Source organism: Roseibium sp. SCP15 (genome assembly GCF_040329435.1).
Classification (GTDB): Bacteria; Pseudomonadota; Alphaproteobacteria; order Rhizobiales; family Stappiaceae; genus Roseibium.
The window spans coordinates 1,530,626-1,550,865 of record NZ_JBDZYI010000001.1 but is presented as its reverse complement, the minus strand read 5'-3'; the positions used below and the strand labels follow the sequence as shown (position 1 = coordinate 1,550,865).

28 protein-coding genes are annotated in these 20,240 nt (G+C 53.4%); 22 read left to right on the top strand and 6 right to left on the bottom strand.

The genetic code is table 11. From position 1 onward, the window contains the following. Window positions 1-28 precede the first annotated feature (28 nt). The 5 genes from ABLO27_RS07025 to ABLO27_RS07005 all read left to right on the top strand — a co-directional run bounded on the left by ABLO27_RS07025 (window position 29) and on the right by ABLO27_RS07005 (window position 2,958). Complete coding sequence (locus tag ABLO27_RS07025; RefSeq protein ID WP_353031556.1) at window positions 29-310, top strand: recombinase family protein; 282 nt, start codon at window positions 29-31, stop codon at window positions 308-310. A gap of 10 nt (window positions 311-320) precedes the next feature. Continuing rightward, complete coding sequence (locus ABLO27_RS07020) at window positions 321-863, top strand: hypothetical protein (protein ID WP_353031554.1); 543 nt, start codon at window positions 321-323, stop codon at window positions 861-863. A gap of 141 nt (window positions 864-1,004) precedes the next feature. Beyond that, the gene (locus ABLO27_RS07015; protein WP_353031552.1) at window positions 1,005-1,238 is read left to right on the top strand and encodes a hypothetical protein; all 234 of its coding nucleotides are present in this window, start codon (window positions 1,005-1,007) and stop codon (window positions 1,236-1,238) included. Between the two features lie 8 nt (window positions 1,239-1,246). Beyond that, window positions 1,247-1,453, top strand: a complete 207-nt coding sequence (locus tag ABLO27_RS07010; RefSeq protein WP_353031550.1) for a hypothetical protein — start codon at window positions 1,247-1,249, stop codon at window positions 1,451-1,453. 926 nt (window positions 1,454-2,379) lie between these two features. After that, a complete protein-coding gene (locus ABLO27_RS07005; protein WP_353031548.1) occupies window positions 2,380-2,958 on the top strand; it encodes a hypothetical protein in 579 nt (192 codons plus the stop codon). Window positions 2,959-3,508: 550 nt separating this feature from the next. On the opposite strand, the gene ABLO27_RS07000 is transcribed toward ABLO27_RS07005, so the two are convergent. Continuing rightward, window positions 3,509-3,949, bottom strand: coding sequence for a DUF1330 domain-containing protein (locus ABLO27_RS07000; protein WP_353031546.1), 441 nt, complete (start codon window positions 3,947-3,949; stop codon window positions 3,509-3,511). Between the two features lie 49 nt (window positions 3,950-3,998). Here ABLO27_RS07000 and ABLO27_RS06995 point away from each other — a divergent pair, with 49 nt between their 5' ends. Continuing rightward, window positions 3,999-4,598 (top strand): TetR/AcrR family transcriptional regulator, encoded by a 600-nt coding sequence (locus tag ABLO27_RS06995; RefSeq protein WP_353031544.1) that lies wholly within the window; start codon window positions 3,999-4,001, stop codon window positions 4,596-4,598. A 51-nt stretch (window positions 4,599-4,649) separates the two neighbouring features. Here ABLO27_RS06995 and ABLO27_RS06990 read toward each other — a convergent pair whose 3' ends face one another. Further along, window positions 4,650-5,378, bottom strand: coding sequence for a MarR family winged helix-turn-helix transcriptional regulator (locus ABLO27_RS06990; RefSeq protein ID WP_353031542.1), 729 nt, complete (start codon window positions 5,376-5,378; stop codon window positions 4,650-4,652). A gap of 140 nt (window positions 5,379-5,518) precedes the next feature. On the opposite strand from ABLO27_RS06990, the gene ABLO27_RS06985 reads away from it, so the two are divergent. The 13 genes from ABLO27_RS06985 to ABLO27_RS06925 all read left to right on the top strand — a co-directional run bounded on the left by ABLO27_RS06985 (window position 5,519) and on the right by ABLO27_RS06925 (window position 14,317). Continuing rightward, window positions 5,519-5,944 (top strand): organic hydroperoxide resistance protein, encoded by a 426-nt coding sequence (locus ABLO27_RS06985; RefSeq protein ID WP_353031540.1) that lies wholly within the window; start codon window positions 5,519-5,521, stop codon window positions 5,942-5,944. Window positions 5,945-6,234: 290 nt separating this feature from the next. Next, entirely contained in the window at window positions 6,235-6,660 is a 426-nt protein-coding gene (locus ABLO27_RS06980) for a VOC family protein (protein WP_353031538.1), read from the top strand. A 55-nt stretch (window positions 6,661-6,715) separates the two neighbouring features. Further along, window positions 6,716-7,423 carry a glycoside hydrolase family 25 protein gene (locus tag ABLO27_RS06975; protein ID WP_353031536.1) on the top strand — a complete coding sequence of 236 codons (708 nt, stop codon included), beginning with the start codon at window positions 6,716-6,718 and terminating at the stop codon, window positions 7,421-7,423. Between the two features lie 89 nt (window positions 7,424-7,512). Next, window positions 7,513-7,914, top strand: coding sequence for a MerR family transcriptional regulator (locus ABLO27_RS06970; RefSeq protein WP_353031534.1), 402 nt, complete (start codon window positions 7,513-7,515; stop codon window positions 7,912-7,914). Next, window positions 7,914-8,357 carry a PaaI family thioesterase gene (locus tag ABLO27_RS06965; protein ID WP_353031532.1) on the top strand — a complete coding sequence of 148 codons (444 nt, stop codon included), beginning with the start codon at window positions 7,914-7,916 and terminating at the stop codon, window positions 8,355-8,357. The genes ABLO27_RS06970 and ABLO27_RS06965 overlap by 1 nt, the downstream gene beginning before the upstream one ends. 3 nt (window positions 8,358-8,360) lie before the next feature. Continuing rightward, on the top strand, window positions 8,361-8,807 hold the full coding sequence (locus ABLO27_RS06960) for a GNAT family N-acetyltransferase (protein WP_353031530.1): 447 nt from the start codon (window positions 8,361-8,363) through the stop codon (window positions 8,805-8,807). A gap of 27 nt (window positions 8,808-8,834) precedes the next feature. After that, a complete protein-coding gene (locus ABLO27_RS06955) occupies window positions 8,835-10,007 on the top strand; it encodes an isovaleryl-CoA dehydrogenase (protein ID WP_353031528.1) in 1,173 nt (390 codons plus the stop codon). 44 nt (window positions 10,008-10,051) lie between these two features. After that, on the top strand, window positions 10,052-10,495 hold the full coding sequence (locus ABLO27_RS06950; protein WP_353031526.1) for an SET domain-containing protein: 444 nt from the start codon (window positions 10,052-10,054) through the stop codon (window positions 10,493-10,495). Between the two features lie 65 nt (window positions 10,496-10,560). Next, window positions 10,561-10,944, top strand: coding sequence for a cupin domain-containing protein (locus tag ABLO27_RS06945; protein WP_353031524.1), 384 nt, complete (start codon window positions 10,561-10,563; stop codon window positions 10,942-10,944). Between the two features lie 111 nt (window positions 10,945-11,055). After that, window positions 11,056-12,036 (top strand): agmatinase, encoded by a 981-nt coding sequence (speB, locus tag ABLO27_RS06940; RefSeq protein WP_353031522.1) that lies wholly within the window; start codon window positions 11,056-11,058, stop codon window positions 12,034-12,036. Between the two features lie 99 nt (window positions 12,037-12,135). Beyond that, on the top strand, window positions 12,136-12,540 hold the full coding sequence (locus ABLO27_RS06935) for an ACT domain-containing protein (RefSeq protein WP_353031520.1): 405 nt from the start codon (window positions 12,136-12,138) through the stop codon (window positions 12,538-12,540). A 120-nt stretch (window positions 12,541-12,660) separates the two neighbouring features. Next, the gene (locus ABLO27_RS06930; protein WP_353031518.1) at window positions 12,661-13,518 is read left to right on the top strand and encodes an adenylate/guanylate cyclase domain-containing protein; all 858 of its coding nucleotides are present in this window, start codon (window positions 12,661-12,663) and stop codon (window positions 13,516-13,518) included. A gap of 184 nt (window positions 13,519-13,702) precedes the next feature. After that, window positions 13,703-14,317 (top strand): ATP-dependent Clp protease proteolytic subunit, encoded by a 615-nt coding sequence (locus ABLO27_RS06925; RefSeq protein ID WP_353031516.1) that lies wholly within the window; start codon window positions 13,703-13,705, stop codon window positions 14,315-14,317. Window positions 14,318-14,397: 80 nt separating this feature from the next. On the opposite strand, the gene ABLO27_RS06920 is transcribed toward ABLO27_RS06925, so the two are convergent. Beyond that, complete coding sequence (locus ABLO27_RS06920; RefSeq protein ID WP_353031514.1) at window positions 14,398-14,802, bottom strand: Clp protease ClpP; 405 nt, start codon at window positions 14,800-14,802, stop codon at window positions 14,398-14,400. Window positions 14,803-15,328: 526 nt separating this feature from the next. On the opposite strand from ABLO27_RS06920, the gene ABLO27_RS06915 reads away from it, so the two are divergent. Both ABLO27_RS06915 and ABLO27_RS06910 read left to right on the top strand, forming a co-directional pair. Then, entirely contained in the window at window positions 15,329-16,132 is an 804-nt protein-coding gene (locus ABLO27_RS06915) for a YdcF family protein (RefSeq protein WP_353031512.1), read from the top strand. A 106-nt stretch (window positions 16,133-16,238) separates the two neighbouring features. Then, a complete protein-coding gene (locus ABLO27_RS06910) occupies window positions 16,239-17,486 on the top strand; it encodes an adenylate/guanylate cyclase domain-containing protein (RefSeq protein ID WP_353031510.1) in 1,248 nt (415 codons plus the stop codon). Here the strand turns inward: ABLO27_RS06910 and ABLO27_RS06905 are convergent. After that, window positions 17,372-18,127, bottom strand: coding sequence for a DUF599 domain-containing protein (locus ABLO27_RS06905; protein ID WP_353031508.1), 756 nt, complete (start codon window positions 18,125-18,127; stop codon window positions 17,372-17,374). The genes ABLO27_RS06910 and ABLO27_RS06905 overlap by 115 nt on opposite strands. A gap of 272 nt (window positions 18,128-18,399) precedes the next feature. On the opposite strand from ABLO27_RS06905, the gene ABLO27_RS06900 reads away from it, so the two are divergent. Next, the gene (locus ABLO27_RS06900) at window positions 18,400-18,522 is read left to right on the top strand and encodes a hypothetical protein (RefSeq protein ID WP_353031740.1); all 123 of its coding nucleotides are present in this window, start codon (window positions 18,400-18,402) and stop codon (window positions 18,520-18,522) included. A 69-nt stretch (window positions 18,523-18,591) separates the two neighbouring features. On the opposite strand, the gene ABLO27_RS06895 is transcribed toward ABLO27_RS06900, so the two are convergent. Both ABLO27_RS06895 and ABLO27_RS06890 read right to left on the bottom strand, forming a co-directional pair. Continuing rightward, complete coding sequence (locus ABLO27_RS06895) at window positions 18,592-19,143, bottom strand: hypothetical protein (protein ID WP_353031506.1); 552 nt, start codon at window positions 19,141-19,143, stop codon at window positions 18,592-18,594. Between the two features lie 116 nt (window positions 19,144-19,259). After that, the gene (locus ABLO27_RS06890) at window positions 19,260-20,144 is read right to left on the bottom strand and encodes an SDR family oxidoreductase (protein WP_353031504.1); all 885 of its coding nucleotides are present in this window, start codon (window positions 20,142-20,144) and stop codon (window positions 19,260-19,262) included. Window positions 20,145-20,240 lie beyond the last annotated feature (96 nt).

The window sequence follows — 20,240 nt, the reverse complement described above, 5'->3', positions numbered from 1 at the left end:
ACCGGGTGCGCGGACAGCTGCACATTGCATGATGGCGGCGTTCGCTCAGATGGAAAGCGAGCTGGCTTCGGAGCGGACCAAGAAAGGTCTTGAAGCGGCGAGGGCAGAGGGCAAGCAGATCGGTGCGCTTCCAAAGCGTCAGGTCTGGGAGGAGAAAGAGCCGGAGAAGGCTGCGGCAATCCTCAAAGACTGTGCTGATCCGAAGATTTCAATGAATGCCATTGCCAAGAAGTACGGCATTACGAATGCAACGCTGCGAAACAATTGGGGGGCAGAGCTTCAGAGTGCTGGGAAAATGAAACGGAAATAGAGGACTGCAGATGGTTCAAAAGAAACGACCTGTGCCTGAGGTTGACCAGGTGTTTGATTTGTTAACGTCTGGAGATAGCTTGAACTATGCTTTTTTGCGTGGCCAGTTAGTTGTCGAGGGCATTTTAGTCGAAGCGTTGCGAGCTAAGCTTGAGCATCCCGAAGCGATTGAGCTGGATAGGCTTAGCTACTCCGGAATTGTTGGGATGTGTCGGGCGCTGGGGATGATTGATGACAACGTTTTAGGACTGCTTCGAAAGATCGGAAAGCTTCGGAACACTATGGCCCATGATCTGCGCTATGAACTGAGTTTCCAGGAGATTTTTGAGCTGGCGAAGTTGGCAAGCGCGGCTGGGGTATCGTTTTCTGACGAAACAATCTTCAACGACGAACAAAGATCACGCGAGTGGTACGGAGCTAGCGGTATTTTGCAAGAGCTCTTCCAAAATCTGGCGCAAGATCTTGTTTGTTTGTTTGACCCTAAGTTGGAAGGGGTGTTTAGCGAATTCTTTTCGCCGCCAGCTGGCAATTCTACTGAGCACCTAGTTGAATAAGTAGGGAGCGAATTCAGCGGTCGCAGCCGGGTTTTTTTCTCCCCCGGCGTAAGTCGATAAGACCGTACCAGGGTTGAAGGGTTGGGGTCCCGGCCGCCGCTGTCTCAATTTGAACCGTGACTCATAAGGAGCCGGTGGCTCGTGAGAAAGTTAGATAAAAAATCGAAATACTTAGCAATTTTGGATTCTTCCAAGGTTTGGTTTTTCGTGTTTTGGGTCGTTCTGACTGCCATGTTTTGGTTTGGTCATGGACATCAGATTTCAGACTTTCTGGTATTGATACCATATGCTCTCATTTCCGGCTTTTTGGCAGGGCTGATGGTACTTCGTCTTTATACGCAAGGGCACTTTAAAAATGACGATGAGTTAAAATAGGAGTTCAAATGTCTATTGAAGACGCGATTGAAAATTTAGAGTCCGAGATCGCAAAGCTTTCTAAGCAAATCGAAGACTACGAGCGCGGAGATAAAAAGTCTTTTGCGTATACTGAAGGCGGTGAACCGGTTGACGTTACGCAGGATGAAATCGTAGCTCGGAAAGCCACTCGAGCACGGTGGGAAGCGATCATTGCCGAATTCAAGAGTGTGTAACTAAGGAGCTGATATGGCGGGTTTTATTCGATCAAGAATATCTCTTAGTGAAGAACGTAAATCCGCTTACGAGCATGCCTGGAGAACACATCGTTCAGAGTTTTTTGTGTGGTGTGTTGCTGCCATAGGTTACTTCTTGTTTGCCCGAAACGCAGAGCCGTCTAAGTATACGCAGACTCTCGCTCTGTTGGTTTTCTTTTTCCCCCCATTTTTTCTTGTTCGGTTTTTTCTTTCTGCAAGAAAAATGCTCGCTTCGAAGGTTTTGAATGATGATGCCAGAGCAAGCATGCCCCAAAGTAAGATTGACTCATAAGGAGCGAATTCAGCGGTCGCCGCCGGGTCTTTTTCTCCCCTGGCGTAAGTCGATAAGACCGTACCAGGGTTGAAGGGTTGGAGGTTCCCGGCCGCCGCTGTCTCAATTTGAACCGTGACTCATAGGGAGCCGAAGTCGTGGACAAGAGGGACTTAGAAAAGTTCGGGAACTTTTTTTGGTATTTGCTCTTCATTTTCTTGGGTGCAATGGCTTTTCTATTTGTTGTTGTCATCACTCCGAGTCCCTATGGAAAGTACGTCGGACTAATCGCGTTGTTCACGATGTGGTTGTACGCATTTCTCAGGTTCAGAAAATTCATGGATTAAAACTAGGGAGCGCACAGTGATTTCGAGAAAGAAGAATATAGCTTCGGCAGTTCTCTTAACGTTGGTGCTTTTATGGGTTTGGGTCAGGCTGGGCGGTCTGCCGCCTCATGATGATCTCGGGCAACCGGGGTTCACCTATCGTTGCGATGTCGGTGTCTGTTCGATTCATTGACTCATAGGAAGCCTTTGGCCTTTTTTGTTCCCAGCCCAAGTGTTTTGCTTGCTCCATCAATTTCTTATGCGATTGTCGCCTTGCGACGAAAAAGACCTTTGCGGAAACTGTACAAATGAAATTCTACTTCATTGCGTCCTTGTGGATTTGCCTAACGCCGTTTTCTGCTATCGCAGAAATTCCAATGCCATTTCGCAGTAATGCGAATTTGCTAAGTGCCGAGAGCATTGTCTTGTGTTCGGAAATTGAAGAAATCAATGCTTCGAGGGTTTCTCAGTTTCTCAGCGAATTGGATCAGAATGTCGCTAGCTTGGAAGTCTTGGATGGGCCTAATCCGCGTGCCAAGGCGAGCGGGTTCAGTGCTTTAGTTGTCATAACTGGGACAAAAATACAGGACGCCACCGAGCAATGCGCAAATGGAACAGTTCCTTATGGCAGCGAAATAATTTCCGAAATTAAGGCTACGGTACAGGACCTTTTGGAAGGTTTCGAGCATCCAGATCCAACGTTAAATGCCGCACTCGGTGAGGTAAAGTGGAGTAGCTCTAATTACTACCACGAAGAAGAGAATTGGGTCACGGTTATCATCGCAATGCGTGACCCGTCTGCTCACGATTTAGACTTTACGATGATCCGATTATTTGACTTGCCGGAAGCCACCTGCGAGCAAAACTCGGCGTGCTTAGCTCGGTAGGTTTGGGCTCCAAGCGACCGGTCGACCTAACGGACCAAGCCGCAGTGTCTTGGCGCCAAAGCAGACATTGAATTTTGTCATGTCGAAGTGATTCAAGGCCGTAAAAGGAGCAGGAGGCGTGAAATACCGGCAGCAGTAAATGGCAGTCGATGACGGGGTGCGGCTTTTGCTGGCAGGGTTCAGCATCGATATCATCGTCAATAGCAAGATCGTTGAAGCGTATTTCACCGGTCTGCTTGGTGTGACTCAGTAGGAGCGAGACCAATTGAAAGAAGTATCGCGATCTGTGCGCTTTTGGCTGAACAAAAATGTAAAGAGGCTAGCTCTTTGCTTTGTGCTGATGTTTTCGGTTGCGTATTTGATGCTTTATATAGATAGCGCATTTAAAATCTATTTGTGGTTGGGGGCGTGCTTAGTCTTTGGTTCTGCGATGTTGTATTACTTATTCAAAGTTGCTTGTCAGGCCATGAAGGGTGAACTTTGAGACGCGAACGTCAAGAATACGTTTGATTCATAGGGAGCCGCAGTCCTTCAACTGCGGCCGATTTGCTCATTCTCCGCAAACAATCACTTTCTGATCTGCGCATGCAGCTGAGCGGTGATGGAAGACTTTCCGATATCCTTCGTCGGCATAGAGCTCCTTGAACGCTTTCAGATCGGGGTAGGTGCCAATCGCGATCAGGTCCCAGTCCTCGTTGTTTCCAAGAAATGAGCCCTGATGGGGGCCGACGAATAGAAATCGCCCGCCAACCCGCTCCATCGTCGGTATGCTGACCTCCGCATATTTTGCGAAAGCTTGTTCTCCGGTCAGATCGCTTTTGCCATCACCGTAGTCCGCAACTTCCCTAAGCTTGAAGAAGTTTATGAGCGTAACCGGCTTGTCGTCCGCACGTCCGAGGATGCTTTGCCACTGTTGTGACGTGGGGCTCTCACCAGTTGTGCCGTCGCCGTACCAGTCGGTGTATCGAATAACCTGTTTGTTGACGTCCATCGTGAAACTCCGTAGCTTTACACGTGTCAAATTATGAGAAGCTTTACATATGTCAAGTTCTGGAAAATTGCAAAGAACACGCAAGGAAATTCTGGATTGCGCCTGGAGCCTCATCGTTCAGAGGGGGGCGGAAGTCTCGTTGGCTGAAATCGGCAAGGCCGCCGGTATCAGCCGGCAGTCCGTTTACGACCACTTCGGGTCTCGGGGCGGATTGCTTCTTGCTCTTGTGCGAAGGGCGGATGAAAGACTTGAGATCAAGGCACGTCTGTTTGCTGCCTTTGAGGAGGCTGACCCGGAACTTCGCCTTCAGGCGACGATTGATGTCTGGATCAGTTTCGTGCAGGAGATATTCCCGGTCGCGACAGATCTCATCCGGCTCAGGACAACCGATGAGGCGGCATCGGGGGCCTGGGAAGATCGCATGAGTGAGCTGAGGGAATGGCTTCTCGTGCTGACACGCTCATTGGAAAAAGACCGGGCGCTGCACGAACAATGGACCGCGGAAGCCGCGTCGGAGTTTCTCTGGGCGTCGTTTAGCGTTCAAATCTGGGGACTGTTGACCGTCGATTGCAAATGGCCGGTCGATGAGGCCCTGGCAACCCTGAAAAGGACAAGCTGTCAAACGTTGCTTGGCCGGGAAGGCCGGTAGATCAACCGACCTTCCTGTTCGCTCGAATGGTGCCGCCGGCAACTGAATGCATCAGGCGGTGCCGGTGTCCCGCAAATTGTCTCTCAGTTTCATGATCTTCGTTTGAAGATCCATGACGTCTTCCATGGTCAGACCGGTGGATGACAGAACACAGTTGCTGAAATGCTCGGTTTTCTTCTGGAGCGCACGTCCCTTGCGAGTCAGTTTCAAAATGACCTGACGTTCGTCCTTGGTGTTGCGTGTGCGCGTCACCAGCCCCATGGTTTCCAGGCGTTTCAGCAGCGGGGTCAAGGTGTTGGTGTCGAGCTGCAGTTTCGAGGTAATTGTTCCCACCGGAACATTGTTGGTTTCCCAAAGCACGTTAAGTGCAAGGAACTGCGGATAGGTGAGGCCAACTTCCTTCAGAAGGGACTTGTAGACCCCGTGCATTGCGTGATTGGCCGAATAGAGCGCAAAGCACAGGAACTTGTCGAGCGTCAGCGGATCTTCGGGTGTTGGTGCCGCGACGGTCTCTTCCGCACTTACCTCGAGATCCGTCTGAACAACGGCGGGTGAAGCGGGCGCTATTTCGCTCGCCTGTTCCGGTGTTTCGGCATCCGCCAGGACAGGCTCAGGCTTGCTCTCCGCTTTTGCCTTTGCCTTGCCGGATTTCTTCTTCTTCGGCTTTTCCGCAGTGTTCTGCTCTTCTGCCGAAGTTTCTTTTTTGGTCTTTTTCGTCTCTTCGGGCGCGTTTAATCCAATCGCGTCCAGGAGAGACATCTGATTTGTCGTCTCGCTCATCCGGCATCTTATAAATCGTGCGCGATATGGTCGCAACCTGTTGACGTCGTTCAGGTGCAGGTATATGTGAGTAAATTATATCGTGCGCGATTTTATCGCTGGCGATATTCAGTGGCTGGCAAGCTGAAAGGAATGAAACGATGACTGTTGATGTGCTTTATGAAACCAGGGCCAAGGCGACTGGCGGGCGCGATGGAAAAGCGGAAACCCTGAGTGGTTCCTTCAATGTAAAACTTGCCACTCCAAAGGAGCTTGGCGGCGCTGGCGGGGAAGGAAACAATCCCGAGGAATTGTTTGCGGCCGGTTATGCGGCGTGTTTCATTGGTGCACTGAAATTCGTCGGCGGGCAGGAAAACATTGCAGTTCCGGCAGATACGTCGATCACGTCGACCGTCGGCATCGGGCCGCGTTCGGAAGGTGGCTTTGGCCTGGAAGTGGCCTTGGAGATTTCACTGCCGGGCATGGAGAAGTCTGCTGCGGAAGATCTTGTCGCCAAGGCGCATCAGGTCTGCCCGTATTCAAACGCCACACGCAACAACATTGACGTCAAGCTGACCGTGAGCTGAGTTTCTCAGGGCTTGGCTCTGATCGCGTTGAACCTGAGAGCGCACTGCCTTCGCAGTGCGCTCTTTTCTTTTTGTCTTTGAGCGCGAACCCTTGTTGAGCGCCGCGGGCAAGCGTTTTGTTTCCAGGCTGAGGTCGTGCAGAGATACAAGTTCAGCTTTTAATGTGCCAAAGTTCGAAGGACAGCCGGAGCGGGGTGAGAAGCGAAGGAAATATGCGGCGCCTGAAACGGATGGATTCACACGGCCGGGACGGGAAATTTGTAGGTGGATAAGAGAAGGAAGCAGGGAAGATGTCCAGGCCGACAATCGGCGGTATTCTGGAAACGGCTGTTTATGTCGATGACATGGAAGCAGCCCATGCATTTTACTCCGAAGTTCTCGGACTGAAGCGGATGGTCGAGGGGGACAGGCTCTTTGCCTATGACTGTGGACCAGCCCAGACGTTGCTCGTGTTTCACCGCGGACACTGCGGCGAAGATGTTGTCACGTCAGGAGGAACGGTGCCGGGGCACGATACTTCGGGGCACGGGCACTTCGCTTTTCGAATTTCAAAAGACCAGCTGCAGCCCTGGCGCAATTATCTTGCCGAAAAGGGAGTGGCGATTACGAGCGAAGTCAAATGGTCGGCGGGAGGAACCAGCCTCTATTTCAACGATCCTGATGGCAATGTCCTTGAACTGGCGGCAGCTCCCCTTTGGCCGAATTTTCTATCGTGAATTTTAAGAAGTTTGCGTCACCCTAAAGCCACTTGCGGTTGTTTTGGGTGGCAGAATGAATTTCTTGCAGGCAGCTTTGCGGACTTTGTTCTACGTTGTCGTTGGTGGTGTCATATCGATAGCGGGAGCGGCCTTTTTTTTCATGAACTGGGAACCTGACCGAGACGATTTTCCAATTCGCGGGATCGATGTTTCGCATCACCTGGGTGAAATCGATTGGGGGCAGGTCGCCGGGGATGATGTTGCCTTTGCCTACATGAAGGCCAGTGAAGGCGAGGACTTCAAGGACGGTGCATTTGCGCGCAACTGGGCCGGAGCGGGAGCGGCCGGGATTCGCCGAGGCGCCTATCACTATTTCAGTCTTTGCAAGCCTGGTCTGAAGCAGGCGGAAAACTTTCTGAGTGTCCTGCCTGACGATCCGGAGATGCTTGCGCCTGCGCTCGACCTTGAATTTCTTGGCAATTGCGCGCGACGTCCGCCGGTCGAGGAACTCCTTCAGGAAGTCAGCGACTTTGCCGGGCTGGTGGAGCGCGAACGCGGGAAGCAGGTGATTTTCTACGTACCGGAAGACTTCTTTCTAACCTACCTGAAAGGGCAGGGATTGAACCGCCGGTTCTGGGCACGCTCGATCTGGCATTCTCCTTCCTACGTGAAAAACTGGTCCCTCTGGCAATATCAGGACCGGGGGTCCATCAAGGGTGTTGAGGGCAATGTTGATTTGAACGTTCTGGCGAGCGGTGCGACGCTGAACGATCTTAGATGATTATTTAACTTATTGATTTGTAATGTTTAAAATCAATGTATTGACTTTAACGTAAAAAGACGGAACTGTGCCCGCGAAAAGGATTGGGCATGCAACGCTATTTTACGATCACCCAGCTGACGCAGGAATTCGACATCACCACACGCACCCTGCGGTTTTATGAGGCGCAGGGTCTGGTGATGCCTCAACGGCGTGGACGTCAGCGGCTCTACACGCCCGGTGATCGCACGCGCATCAAGCTTATTCTGCGCGGCAAGCGTCTCGGGTTTTCCCTGAACGAAGTCAAGGAACTGATCGAAATGTACGGCAAGGCTCCCGGAGAAACCGGGCAGCTGAGGCTGTTGCTGGACAAGATTGCAGCCCGCCGCGAAGAGTTGCTTGAAAAGCAACGGGACATCGAACTGACATTGCTGGAACTTGAAGAAGTGGAAGCCGGTGCGAAGGTGCGTATGACTGAGCTTCAGAGCAATGCGAAGCCGGAGGAAGTGTGATGGAACTGTCTCCGAGAGACCCTGATTGGGAAAACCGTGTCAGGTCCAGTTTCGGTGCTCAGAACTTCATGAAGCACCTTGGAGCCCAAATGGTGCATCTGTCGCCTGGCGGGGTCGATCTTGAGTTGAAGATGCGGGATGACCTTACCCAGCAACACGGCTTCTTTCATGCCGGTGCGACCTCATCGATCGCGGACAGCGCAGCCGGATATGCCGCTCTGACCCTGTTTGCATCAGGTTTCGGGGTTCTGACCAGCGAATACAAGATCAACCTGCTCAATCCTGCAAAACAGCCGGTTCTTCTGGCCAGAGGCCGTGTGGTGAAACCGGGTCGTACGCTGACGATCGCGAAGGCCGATGTCTACGGACTGGACGATGGTGACCGGGTCCATGTCGCAACGGGCCTTTTCACCCTGATGAGTGTTTCCGGAGTGAAGGACTGAGAAATGTCAGACGTCACGATTCGACCTTTGCAGGCCACGGACGAGCCTGCCTGGCATGCGCTTTGGCGAAGTTATCTGGAGTTCTACGAACAGGACCTGCCGGAATCCCTATCGAATGAGCTCTTCCAAAGGTTGCTGTCGCCTGACTTTCACCGGGCGTGCGTCGCGGTCGACGATGGCAAACTTGTCGGGTTTGTCCATTTTCTCTTTCATGACAGTACCTGGTCTTTGAAAAAGACCTGTTATCTGGAAGACCTTTTTGTCAGCCCGGAAACCCGCGGTGGCGGGGCCGGACGCAAGCTGATCGAAGCTGTTTATGCAGCGGCCGAGGCCGAACCGACGGCCAGCGGCAACGTCTACTGGCACACCAATCAAGACAACGAGCGGGCGCGTCTGCTCTACGACCGCATCGGCGTCTTGAGTGATTATGTTCGCTATGAGCGCCCCTGAACACAGGGGCCCTGGGAGGAAACACCAATGATCCGCAACGATTTTCCGGGTTTCAATTTCGACCTGGGTGAAACCGCCGACATGCTGCGAGACACTGTCCGGTCCTACAGTCAGGACCGGATCGCACCGCTGGCAGAAAAGATCGACCGTGAAGACTGGTTCCCGCGTGAGATCTGGCCGGAGATGGGTGAACTCGGTCTTCACGGCATCACGGTGGAAGAGGAGTGGGGCGGTTCCGGCCTCGGCTACCTGGAACACTGCATTGCCATGGAAGAGGTCAGCCGGGCGTCGGCTTCCATTGGCTTGAGCTACGGTGCCCACTCAAATCTTTGCGTCAACCAGCTGCGACGCTGGGGCAACGAGAGCCAGAAGAAGCGTTATCTGGAAAAGTTGATCACCGGCGAGCACCTTGGTGCGCTGGCAATGTCGGAGCCGGGGGCCGGCTCTGATGTGGTTTCCATGAAACTGCGCGCCGAGAAAAAAGGCGACCGTTACATCCTGAACGGTTCCAAGATGTGGATCACCAACGGCCCCTCCGCCGACACCATGATCATCTATGCCAAGACCGATCCGGATGCCGGGCCGAAGGGAATTACTGCGTTCCTTGTCGAAAAGGACTTTCCGGGCTTTTCTGTCGCGCAGAAACTGGACAAGCTTGGTATGCGCGGTTCGGAGACAGGCGAACTGGTCTTTCAGAACTGCGAGGTTCCGGAAGAAAACGTCCTTGGCGAAGTCGGCAAGGGCGTCAACGTTCTGATGTCCGGCCTCGACTACGAACGGGCAGTTCTGGCGGCAGGCTGCATCGGTATCATGCAAGCAGCAATGGATGTGGTTATCCCGTATGTTCACGAGCGCGAGCAATTCGGAAAACCGATCGGAACCTTCCAGCTGGTCCAGGGCAAGATTGCTGACATGTATGTCGCCATGAACGCGACAAAGTCCTACGTCTATGCTGTCGCCAAGGCATGCGACCGGGGCGAAACCACACGCGAAGATGCGGCCGGAGCAATTCTTTATGCGGCCGAAAACGCCACCAAGCTTGCGCTTGATGCGATCCAGCTTCTGGGTGGCAACGGTTACATCAACGAATACCCGACCGGACGCTTGCTGCGCGATGCCAAGCTGTATGAAATCGGTGCGGGAACGTCTGAAATTCGCCGGATGCTGATCGGCCGCGAGATTTTCAACAAGACAACCTGAAATCGTTTATTGTGCCTCGTCTCCCAATAAGGACGAGGCACCAGATGGTACGATCCTGGTTTTCCGACAAGGTTGAAAAACGGCTCAGCGAGATTGAAGGCAAGGGATTGTTTGCCTTGACGGACATCGCGAAGGGCGAGCTGCTCGTTGTGAAAGGCGGTCACCTCTTTGATCGAAACAAAAGAGATCAGCTGTCCCTGACACTTGGACCGTCTGAAATCCAGATCGAGGATGATTTGTTTATCGGCCCGGTAACGCCGGAGGAGCGGGAAGGATCGATGATGCATCTCAATCATTCGTGTGAGCCAAATGTCGGCATAAGGGGACAGATTTGCTTTCATGCCATGCGTGACATCGCGCGAGGTGAGGAATTGACGTTCGATTATGCAACCGGCGATGCCGACGACTGGCAAATGAAATGCGCTTGCGGATCTTTCCTCTGTCGTGGAACCGTCACGGGGAAGGACTGGCAAATCACAGGTTTGTAGAAACGATACAACGGGTGGTTTTCGAACTATCTTCAGGTCAGAATTGATGCGCGGACGAGAACATCATGAAGCAGACTGTCTTACCGAGTTTTCCCGACGCCAAGTCACCGGCCGGAGCAGAAATCCGTTTCATCATGGATGGCCCGACCGGAAACATGATCCACTCAACCGTTGCTCCGGGGCAGGTGAACCGGGCGACGCGCCACAAGACCGTGCATGAATTCTGGCATGTCCTGGAAGGCAAGGGCCAGATCTGGCGCTCAGACGGCGTGAAGGAAACAACCGTCGACCTTGAGGCTGGCGTGTCCATAGATATTCCGGCCGGAACAGCGTTTCAGTACCGGTGTGACGGTGATGCTTCGCTCAAGTTCATTTGTATCTCCATGCCACCCTGGCCAGGAGATGACGAGGCCGAATATGTGAAAGGCATCTGGCTACCGACCATCTGAAAAAATCGGGTGGTTTTGCGACACGAGCACCAGCGAACCTCTCGGCCGGGCTTGGAAGCCCGGCGAACTTCTGCTTACATCCGGTCAGTTGGAACGGTTGGGGAGGCACAGTTGGCTGATTCATTCTTTCACCCGGTATCCGGGTTTGATCTTCCCCGGTTTGCAGGCGTTCCGACTTTCATGCGTTTGCCGCATGTGGATCTTGATGATCCTCGAATTTCAGATGTTCAAATCGGCCTCATCGGAACTCCGTGGGATGGCGGGACCACAAATCGTCCTGGGCCACGGCACGGACCGCGTCAATTGCGTGACATGTCGACGATGATCCGGGCGGAGAACGGGGCGACAGGAATTCGACCTTTCGAGCTGGTCAATTGTGCAGATCTCGGAGATGTCGGCCCCAACCCGGCCAGCGTAGACGACAGCCTCCGGCGCATGACTGCATTTTACGATCGCGTTGTCGACGCCGGTATCGTACCGCTGTCAGCAGGCGGCGATCATCTGTGTTCATTGCCGATATTGCGCTCGCTCGCCAAGTCCGAGCCCGTGGGCATGATCCATTTCGACAGTCACACCGATCTTTATGAAAGCTATTTCGGGGGTATGAAATTTACCCATGGGACGCCGTTTCGAAGGGCCGTTGAAGAAGGGTTGCTTGACCCGAAGCGAGTAATCCAAATCGGCATACGCGGTTCGACCTATGATACCGAGGATCGAGATTTTGCGCGAAGCGTTGGCATCCGTGTCATTCCCATTGAGGAGTTTCATGATCGTGGTGTGGAAGATGTCATGCAGGAAGCCAGAGAGGTCGCCGGGGAGGGCCGAACCTATGTCTCCTATGATATTGATTTTGTCGATCCTGCGTTCGCTCCCGGAACAGGGACGCCGGAAGTTGGTGGACCGAATTCGTATCAGGCACTCCAGGTTGCCAGGCTTCTGAAAGGTGTAAACATCATCGGCGCAGACCTTGTGGAAGTGTCGCCTCCGTTCGATGCCAGCGGTGGAACAGCGTTTCTTGGGGTTTCGATCATGTTCGAGATGTTGTGCAACATGGCCTTGCGCGTTTCTGAAACAAGTATTCCTGCATCTTAGAAGCGTTAGCTCCCCAAAAATGGTGTTCCCAGGTCTCAATTTCTTCGTCATGCGACCATGACAGAGCGCCAAAGTGTCACTTGCTACCGGAGTTCCGCAATGTCGGGCGAAACCGATTTGAAGACCCTGATTTCTCACATGAGACCGATGCTCGATCCTGAGCCATATGTCTTCTGCACCTTCGCATCGAAGAGTATTGCCGAAATGGCGGAATATGATCCGGTGGGACTTTTTGCCGAAACGGAAGGGCTTACGGCGATTTTGCCAGTCGAGCGGGCCCGCGAACTGGGTCTTGCCGAGGCTGAATGGTTTCGCAGGATTACGCTGACGGTACACTCATCCCTTGCAGCTGTGGGACTGACTGCGGCTATTTCCGCGGCCCTTGCCGAAGAGGGTATCTCTGCCAATGTTGTTGCCGCATATTTTCATGATCATGTTTTCGTTCCGGCGGAGCGTGCAGAGGACGCATTGACGGCATTGCGAGAGTTGGCTGAGCAAGCTTGAAGTCCTCAGGTGCGGAATGAACAGATAATTAGGTGTCGCATGGCGTCGCAAGGCGATTTGCCCTTGTAATTCCGGCGCTCGCTTACCATTCCTAAGCTTGAGCCAATCAGGGGTAAGAGCATGCAACGGGTGAGGCGGCGTCTGGCTGCCATAATGTGCGCGGATGTGGCGCAGTATTCCAAGCTTATGGAGCGGGATGAAGACGGCACGCTTGACCGGCTGAAGGCTTATCGCTCGGTAATGTCGGCACTGACAGAGCGGCATAATGGCCGTATCGTCAATACCTGGGGTGATGCCGTCATCATCGAATTCGTATCGGTGATGGAAGCTGTTCAGTGCGCAGTCGATATCCAGAACGAATTGTCAAACCGGAATGCCTCCCTTCCAGACATGACCAGAATGGAATTCCGTATCGGGATCAACCTTGGTGACATCATGGTTGAAGGCGACGACATATACGGAGACGGCGTAAACGTTGCCGCGCGCCTTCAGGAACTGGCGCCGAGAGGCGGCATCATGCTGTCGCAATCCGTTTATGATCAGGTCAAGACCAAGATTGCGCTCGGTTTCGACCCTTTGGGGCCGCAGCAGGTCAAGAATGTAAGTGAACCTGTTGAAACCTATTCGGTACGCTTGGGCGGGCGGAATGAACCCGAGGCCAATCAGGACGTTTCGGATAAATCCCGTTCAGCCGATGGCCGCCCCAGTGGAGCTGGTCATCCGCAATGGGACAAGGACACTCAAGCTGTCGCCAACAGTTTCGAACAGGCGCGCCGTTGGTTGAGGGCGCAGCCGCGGCGAGTGCGCAGTTGCGTTTTCATGATCGGTTTCTTCTTTCTCCTAAACCTCGTGACGTCCGGTTTGTCGTCTCTCTGGTTCGTTTGGCCATCCTTGCCGTTTGCTGCGATGCTCGTGTGGCATGTGATCGTCGGACGCAGGGAAAAAAATCCGCATGGGCACACGCAACATGGAGATTGAAATGGATGGATCTGTGTGGCGTTGCCAATCTGATAACTCTTTTCACGCTATTCAGGTTCTCATGAATTGCGAGTGCTCGTGACATCGCTTACACATGGACCAATGCCAGGGCCGCGGATTAGTCCGTGAGTCCGTTGAAAACGCCGGAAAACCGGCCAACAGCCAAGGGAGCTTAATCCTGCGCATGAAAAACTATTCGACCACGGTGCCTGCACGCCTCGACGATGAAGACGAGGACAAGTCCAAGAGCCAGCCGTCAATCCAGGTTGATAAGCATCTGTTCGAAGCGCGCACAGTTCTGATCACCGGTCCGGTGACCCAGGATATGGCCCGCGACGTCTGTGCCCGTCTTCTGGCATTGGCGCAGGTTTCCAACGACCCGATCACGGTTATCGTTTCATCACCCGGTGGACACGTGGAATCCGGTGACATGATCCATGACACGATCAAGTTCATCGCTCCGGAAGTCCGCATTCTGGGTATGGGCTGGGTCGCCAGCGCCGGCGCTCTGATTTACGTGTCGGTGCCCAAGGACAAGCGTTTCTGCACGCCCAACACACGGTTCCTCCTGCATCAACCGTCCGGTGGTGCCGGTGGTATGGCAACGGATATTGAGATCCAGGCCAAGGAAATCATCAAGATGCGTGACCGTCTGAACAAGATTTTCGCGGATGCAACGGGGCAGCCGATTGAGCGGATCGAGAAGGATACCGATCGCGATTACTGGATGGGTCCTGAAGAAGGGATTGAGTACGGCCTCGTGGGCAAGGTTGTCACCAGCGTCGACGAACTCGGCTAAGAAAAGAACTATTCTCAAGCAAAAAACGCCTTCGGTTCAGTCCGCTGGCGTTTTTTTGCGTCTTTCTCAGGCAAGTTGTGTCAGGCGCTCAGAGTTTCCTGCTCGACCGAGTAGACAAGGATGGGGGAAACGGGTTTGGGGTCCAGAACCTGGGGACGCAGGCGGTCCATCAAGTCACGAAGGTGCTCTTCATCGCTATGGTGATCTCTTCCTGCAAAAAACACTGCAACCAGATGGTCAACAAACCGTTCGTAGACATCTGGACAGGTGCAGATGGGAGATAGCAGGTTGCAAACGGGTTTTCCCTCGTAAAACGGTGCACCACCTGAGAGGAAGATCAGGAATTCCGTCAGATCATCTGAGTGTTCAAATTCCTTCCGGAACCCTGCATGATCGAAGCAAGCGTCCTGTTCAAGTCGTGCTTGCAGGCGCGGCATAACACGAATGATTGCATCGCGCCCTCCGAGTTTCAAATAAAGCGTCATTTGATTACCCTCGACTTTGTCGTTGACGTTACACCCCTAACTTGCCGCAGTTGGGTTCACGCCCCTGTGACCTCCATCACGAATATTACCTTTGCCAAAAACGACAATCTTTCCCCATCCGGAGAACGCGTTGTTTTGCCGGTACACTCGTCAGGAACCAAAAATTCGGGCTGAAGCTTCACCTGAATGTGTGTCAATCGGATTACGGATTTGTTACGTATATGTGGACCTTCGTCATTGTAGAAGAATTGCTGCTCTCGTGTTAAATTGTTGAAATTAAAAGATAAATTATAAACTGGCGTTTGATCCGGTTGCTGATGGTGTTCTCGTCTCTACGGGCGGGAGGCGATAATGAAACCGACCGCACAGAAGCGCTTCATGAAATGACATTGTCAGAATTCAGGGGTGTCAACTTCTGGCTCAAGCCGAAGATTTCAACAACTTCGCACCCGAACAAGCCATGTTTCATTCCCGTGCTCTGCTATCGTCGGAACTGATTTGGTGTGACCGCAAACGGAAGTGACACATGTTTTTTTATGTGGCGAAAATCGGCTATTTCTTTATTCAGCCGTCCAATTTCCTTGTCGCTTGCGTTTTGCTCGGCATGATTCTCTCAATCGCTGAAAAGTGGAAGAGAAGCGGCCGACGCCTTGCGTGGTTCGGCGTGTTTGGCCTGATGATCTGCGGCTTCTCACCTGCCGCAAACTGGCTAATTCTTCCGCTTGAGGAACGGTTTCCAAGACCAGAGCTCGACAGCAGTTACGACGGCATCATTGTTCTTGGGGGGGCTGTGGATACTATCGTAACCGGTGGACGCGGCGACACGGCTCTGACGACTTCGGGTGAGCGCATCACGATCACCGCGCGCCTTGCCGGGAAACTTCCTGAAGCGAAAATCATTCATACAGGAGGTCAGGGTGTCATTGTCAGCGCACAGGCGACCGAGGCAGAAGGTGCGGCAAGGCTGTTTGAGGACTTCGGCATTACGCCGGACAGAGTAATCCTGGAAGACGTTTCCCGAAACACCTGGGAGAATGCCGTCTTCTCCAAGGATCTGGTGGAACCTCAACCAGGCCAAAAATGGCTACTGGTCACCTCCGCATATCATATGCCCAGGTCCATGGGTGTGTTCGAAAGGGCCGGATGGACGGGTCTTACTGCCTATCCGGTGGATTACAGAACGCGCGGAGAGGAGGACAAAACCCTGGGTTTCAGCGGTGCCTCAAAGGGATTGCGGCGATTTGACGTAGCTTTCAAGGAATGGGTGGGGCTGGCTGTCTATCGATTGACTGACCGCAGTACGTCGTTCTTTCCGGGGCCAAAGGATTAAAAAATCACTTTAATCTTACCTGCTGATTTTGAAATTTGCCTCTTTTACAAGATGCCGCGCCGCACCATATGTTAGCAGTCTCAGGGATTTGAAAGGACGTGGGCAGATGGTCCTCGAAGCGCCGATTGTTACGGCAGACGTTGTGCAGTGGCTCTACAGCGATGCCTCGCAACTGGATGGAACGCTTGAAATCGTAAGCGAAATGGCTGAACGCCTGCGTGCCGGCAACGTGCCGGTTGACCGGGCGAGCACCGGTATTTGGGTTGTTCATCCGAATGTGCGAGCTGAGCAATCGCTGTGGGCAAGCGATGGCACCAGTGAGCTGCGGCTTTACACCTCCGACAACAGTTCCGATGAGGACTACACGAACAGCCCGATCAAACGCGTTCACGAAACCCTGAAACCCGTTCGTGTGAAAATCGAGCGTAGCCCTGAGGCTGCTGATGAATTTCCGATCACCGTAGACCTGCGCGAGGAAGGATATACGGACTACGTGTCTCTGCCGATGCCGTTTTCCGATGGTTCGGTCAAAGTCGCGAGTTTCGCGACAAAGGCGCCGGGTGGTTTTTCCGGTTCGCATCTCAGCGTGTTTGAGTCCCTGATCCGGCCACTTGCACTGGTCTGTGAGTTGAAGACGCTTCGCAGAACCGCTGAAACGGTTCTGGACACTTACGTTGGCCCAAGAGCGGGATCCAGAGTTCTGGACGGAACGACCCGGCGCGGCGAGGGGGAGTGGATCAAGGCGGTCGTCAGCTTTGCCGATATTCGGGGCTTTACCCGGCTCTCCAATACCCTTCCGGCCGACAAGATCGTACTGTTCCTGAACAAGTATTTCGGGGCGATGACGGCTGCAGTTGAAGCGCATGGCGGTGAAGTGCTGAAGTTCATCGGTGATGAGGTGATGGCAATCTTCCCGTATGAAACGCAAGAAGAAGCCAGGGAAGCTGCCATGAGGGCGCTTCTGGCTGCACGAGACACCTTGAAGCGCATCGAAGCCATCAACACTTCGAACACCTGCCATGCGACACCTGACATGAGCGTCGGCATAGCCCTGCATGCAGGTGACGTGTTCTACGGCAATGTCGGCAGTGAAACGCGGCTGGACTTTACCGTGGTTGGCCCCGTGGTCAATCTGGCGGCACGCATTGCCGAGCTGGCGAAGGATCTGGAACGCCAGGTCCTGGTTTCCGACGCCCTGTCGGAAATCATGGGATGCCGTTCCGGTCTTTACGGTCGCTATCAGGTGAAAGGGTTCGACGATCCGGTGGCTGTGTATTCGCCGGATCTTACGGGAGATCCCAGGTTCGGATACTGTCCCGACAAGACTGCTGACCTCGCTCTTGAGGCAAACTGACGGCGAATGAGCACCAGCAGCACCGCAAGAGTAGTGGCTGCAAAAACATAAGGTCCGGCGAACCATCCCAGGAAGCCGATGGCAAAGAAGAATGCCCGTTGACCTCTATTGAAATGACGTCCGGCGAGTACATTCAGCTCGCCGGCCTGCATCGCCATCTTTTTGATATCCTCGTCTGTGGCGTTGCCTTTTTCCGGAACGGCTCCCATGACGATGCTGGCATAGTTGAACAGGCGATATGCCCAGCCGAATTTGAAAAATCCGTAGGCGAAGATAAGCATCAAGCCGAGCACCTTGATTTCCCACAGTGCGCGGCTGTCGGCGACGGGAATGGAAAGGTCGCCTGCCACCTGGACGATGCGTTCTGTCGCATCCAGTAGTGCGAAACCGCCACCGATTGCCAGCAGAGAAGTGGACGCAAAGAACGCCGTGCCTTGTTGGAGGCCGGACATGATTGCGGTGTCCATGATCCGCACTTCGCGCAGGCACATGGAGTTCATCCAGCCTCGCCGGTAGTCATCCATTGCATAGGACAGTGTCCTTTTGCGCAGCGGGCTGACGTCGATCAGCAGATTGAAGCCGAACCAGGCAAAAAGAAACCAGGCTGCGGCGGCAAAATCCAGTTGCGAGAGCGACTGCATCGAAAACCTTTCAGGCGATAACAGGGCCGAATCCGGCGTCGTTAATCTCTTACCAGAGAATGACCAAGTCGCTAAGCGAGGACAGAATTAACCGTAAACCTCTGAAGAACCGAACATAATTCAAGGTCTGCAAAAATGGCTGAGCAGCTGCACACTTTTTGCGCTTGCGAAATGGTAAGCGATCGTTTACCTCCTCGCCTCAATGGCGCCATATTTGATCTCGCAGGGGGCTGGCGCCGCATAACAAAGTGTAGGGCTTTATGGACGAAAACGTGCAGAAATCTTGTTGGAGCGTCACTCTCTGGACTGTCGCTGCAGTTGGTCTCGCATTGACGATGGTCGTGCTGTTCAACGACGTGGAAAGTGCACAACAAGCCGTCGCCGTTGCCAAGTAAGTCAACGGGACGTTTTCAGAACAAAGGCGCAGCGGCAGGCTGCGCCTTTTGTGTTTTCAAGACTGATTTCTATCTGGTTTTGCTTGCGACATTTGAGTGAGTCGAAGTGTGAGGCCGGTTGGAGGGACCGAAGACCTGCCGAAATTCCATTTGCCGAACGATTGTTTTGCCCTTTGTCTCGCTGACCAGAAAACCGGCGAGTGCATCGGAACTGAGCGTAAAAAGGACCAGTTGCGTTCTGATTGTGTCCGGCCACGCGAGATCTGCTCCCCACGCAGCGACATTGGACGGGTCGTCGACTTCAATTAGCGCGAGGATATCGGTGTCATGCAGAAGGGTGGAGCCTTGTGAATTCCACTTCACAGCCGCGAGCCCGTTTTCGATTGGAAAGAGACGTATCGTTGATCCGTTGATTTGCAGAAGAAGGCTATCATCCGGGGCAACTTCCACCGTTGCCAATCCCGATTTGCGTTCTGTTTCGAGCTTTGTTCGTTTTCCCTCGTGCTGAACAAAGCCGTCAGTATTGATCACTTTGTACTTGCCCGATTGCACGGCGTTGGCGGTTGAAACATGGATGGAAAGGAAAATTGAAAATAGAAATACAGTGAGTGTTCTCAGCATTGCCCGCCCCAGAGGTCATATCAAGGCAATCATATGTCCCAATGCTTTAGAAAGTATTCGAAACGGTTGATCAGCGAGTTCCCGATTGCATCCGAAGGGCTTGAGCCCTCGCTGCGTTATCGGGACAAAGTGACGACAAGGTCTTCGATCGTTGAAAGCTCCGGCTGCCAACCGGTCGCCCTTTGGGCATGTGATACATCGATCTTCTGCGACAGGGCGTATCCGGCAGCCCAGTCATTGTCGCCAACGCTTTCGACTGGTTCCGGTGCTGATACTATTTCCAGCGGTTTCCCATGCCTTGCAGAAATATGAGAGGCCAGGTGGCCGACTGATATTCCCGGGATACTACCGGCAATGAGGGACATCCTGAAACGGGCGTGACGAAGGGCGAGCAGGTAAAGTGAGGCTAGGTCGCCCACTTCCACCAGAGGCCAGGTTGTTGAAGAGGTCGCACGGGTTTCAAACGGTTCGCCAGCCTTAAGAGCCCTGGTCATGTCGGCGATCGGTCCTGCCGTCTGACTGCAGACCAGCGCCGGGTGAACGACCGTGAGGTTCAGATCAGTTCCATGGGACATTGTACGAATTGTCTCGGACATGAAGCGGAATGCCGGAAGTGGTGAAAAGGGCGTTTTCTCGGTGATGGGTTTGTCACCCTGGGAGGCGGGATAAAGCCAGATGCCTCCGGTATAAACAATCTGCAAAGGTTGTTTTCGGTGCTTTGCCGCCTGTTTGAGTGCAAGCATGCTTTGCCGGTCGACGCGACCCATGTCCTCGGTGAATGTCGCGCCCGTGTGAATGACGGCATCGCATGAGGCTGCCCGAGCAACCCAGCTATCCGGGTTGCGCAAATCACCAGGAAACGCACTTGCGCCAAGAGACCTCAGCTTTTCGGTCGCATCATCGGACCTTGCCAGGCCAATGACACGCAAATCCTCTTGAACCAGCTTTTTCACCACTGCGGTACCGATGCTGCCGGTTCCGCCAGTCACAAATACGTCCATAGTTAAAGAGAACTCCTTTCGTGATGATCGTGCAAGAGCAAGCAGGAGTTCCCCCCATACAATCCACCGGCGTTTGGGATCTCCCGCTTGACCTTG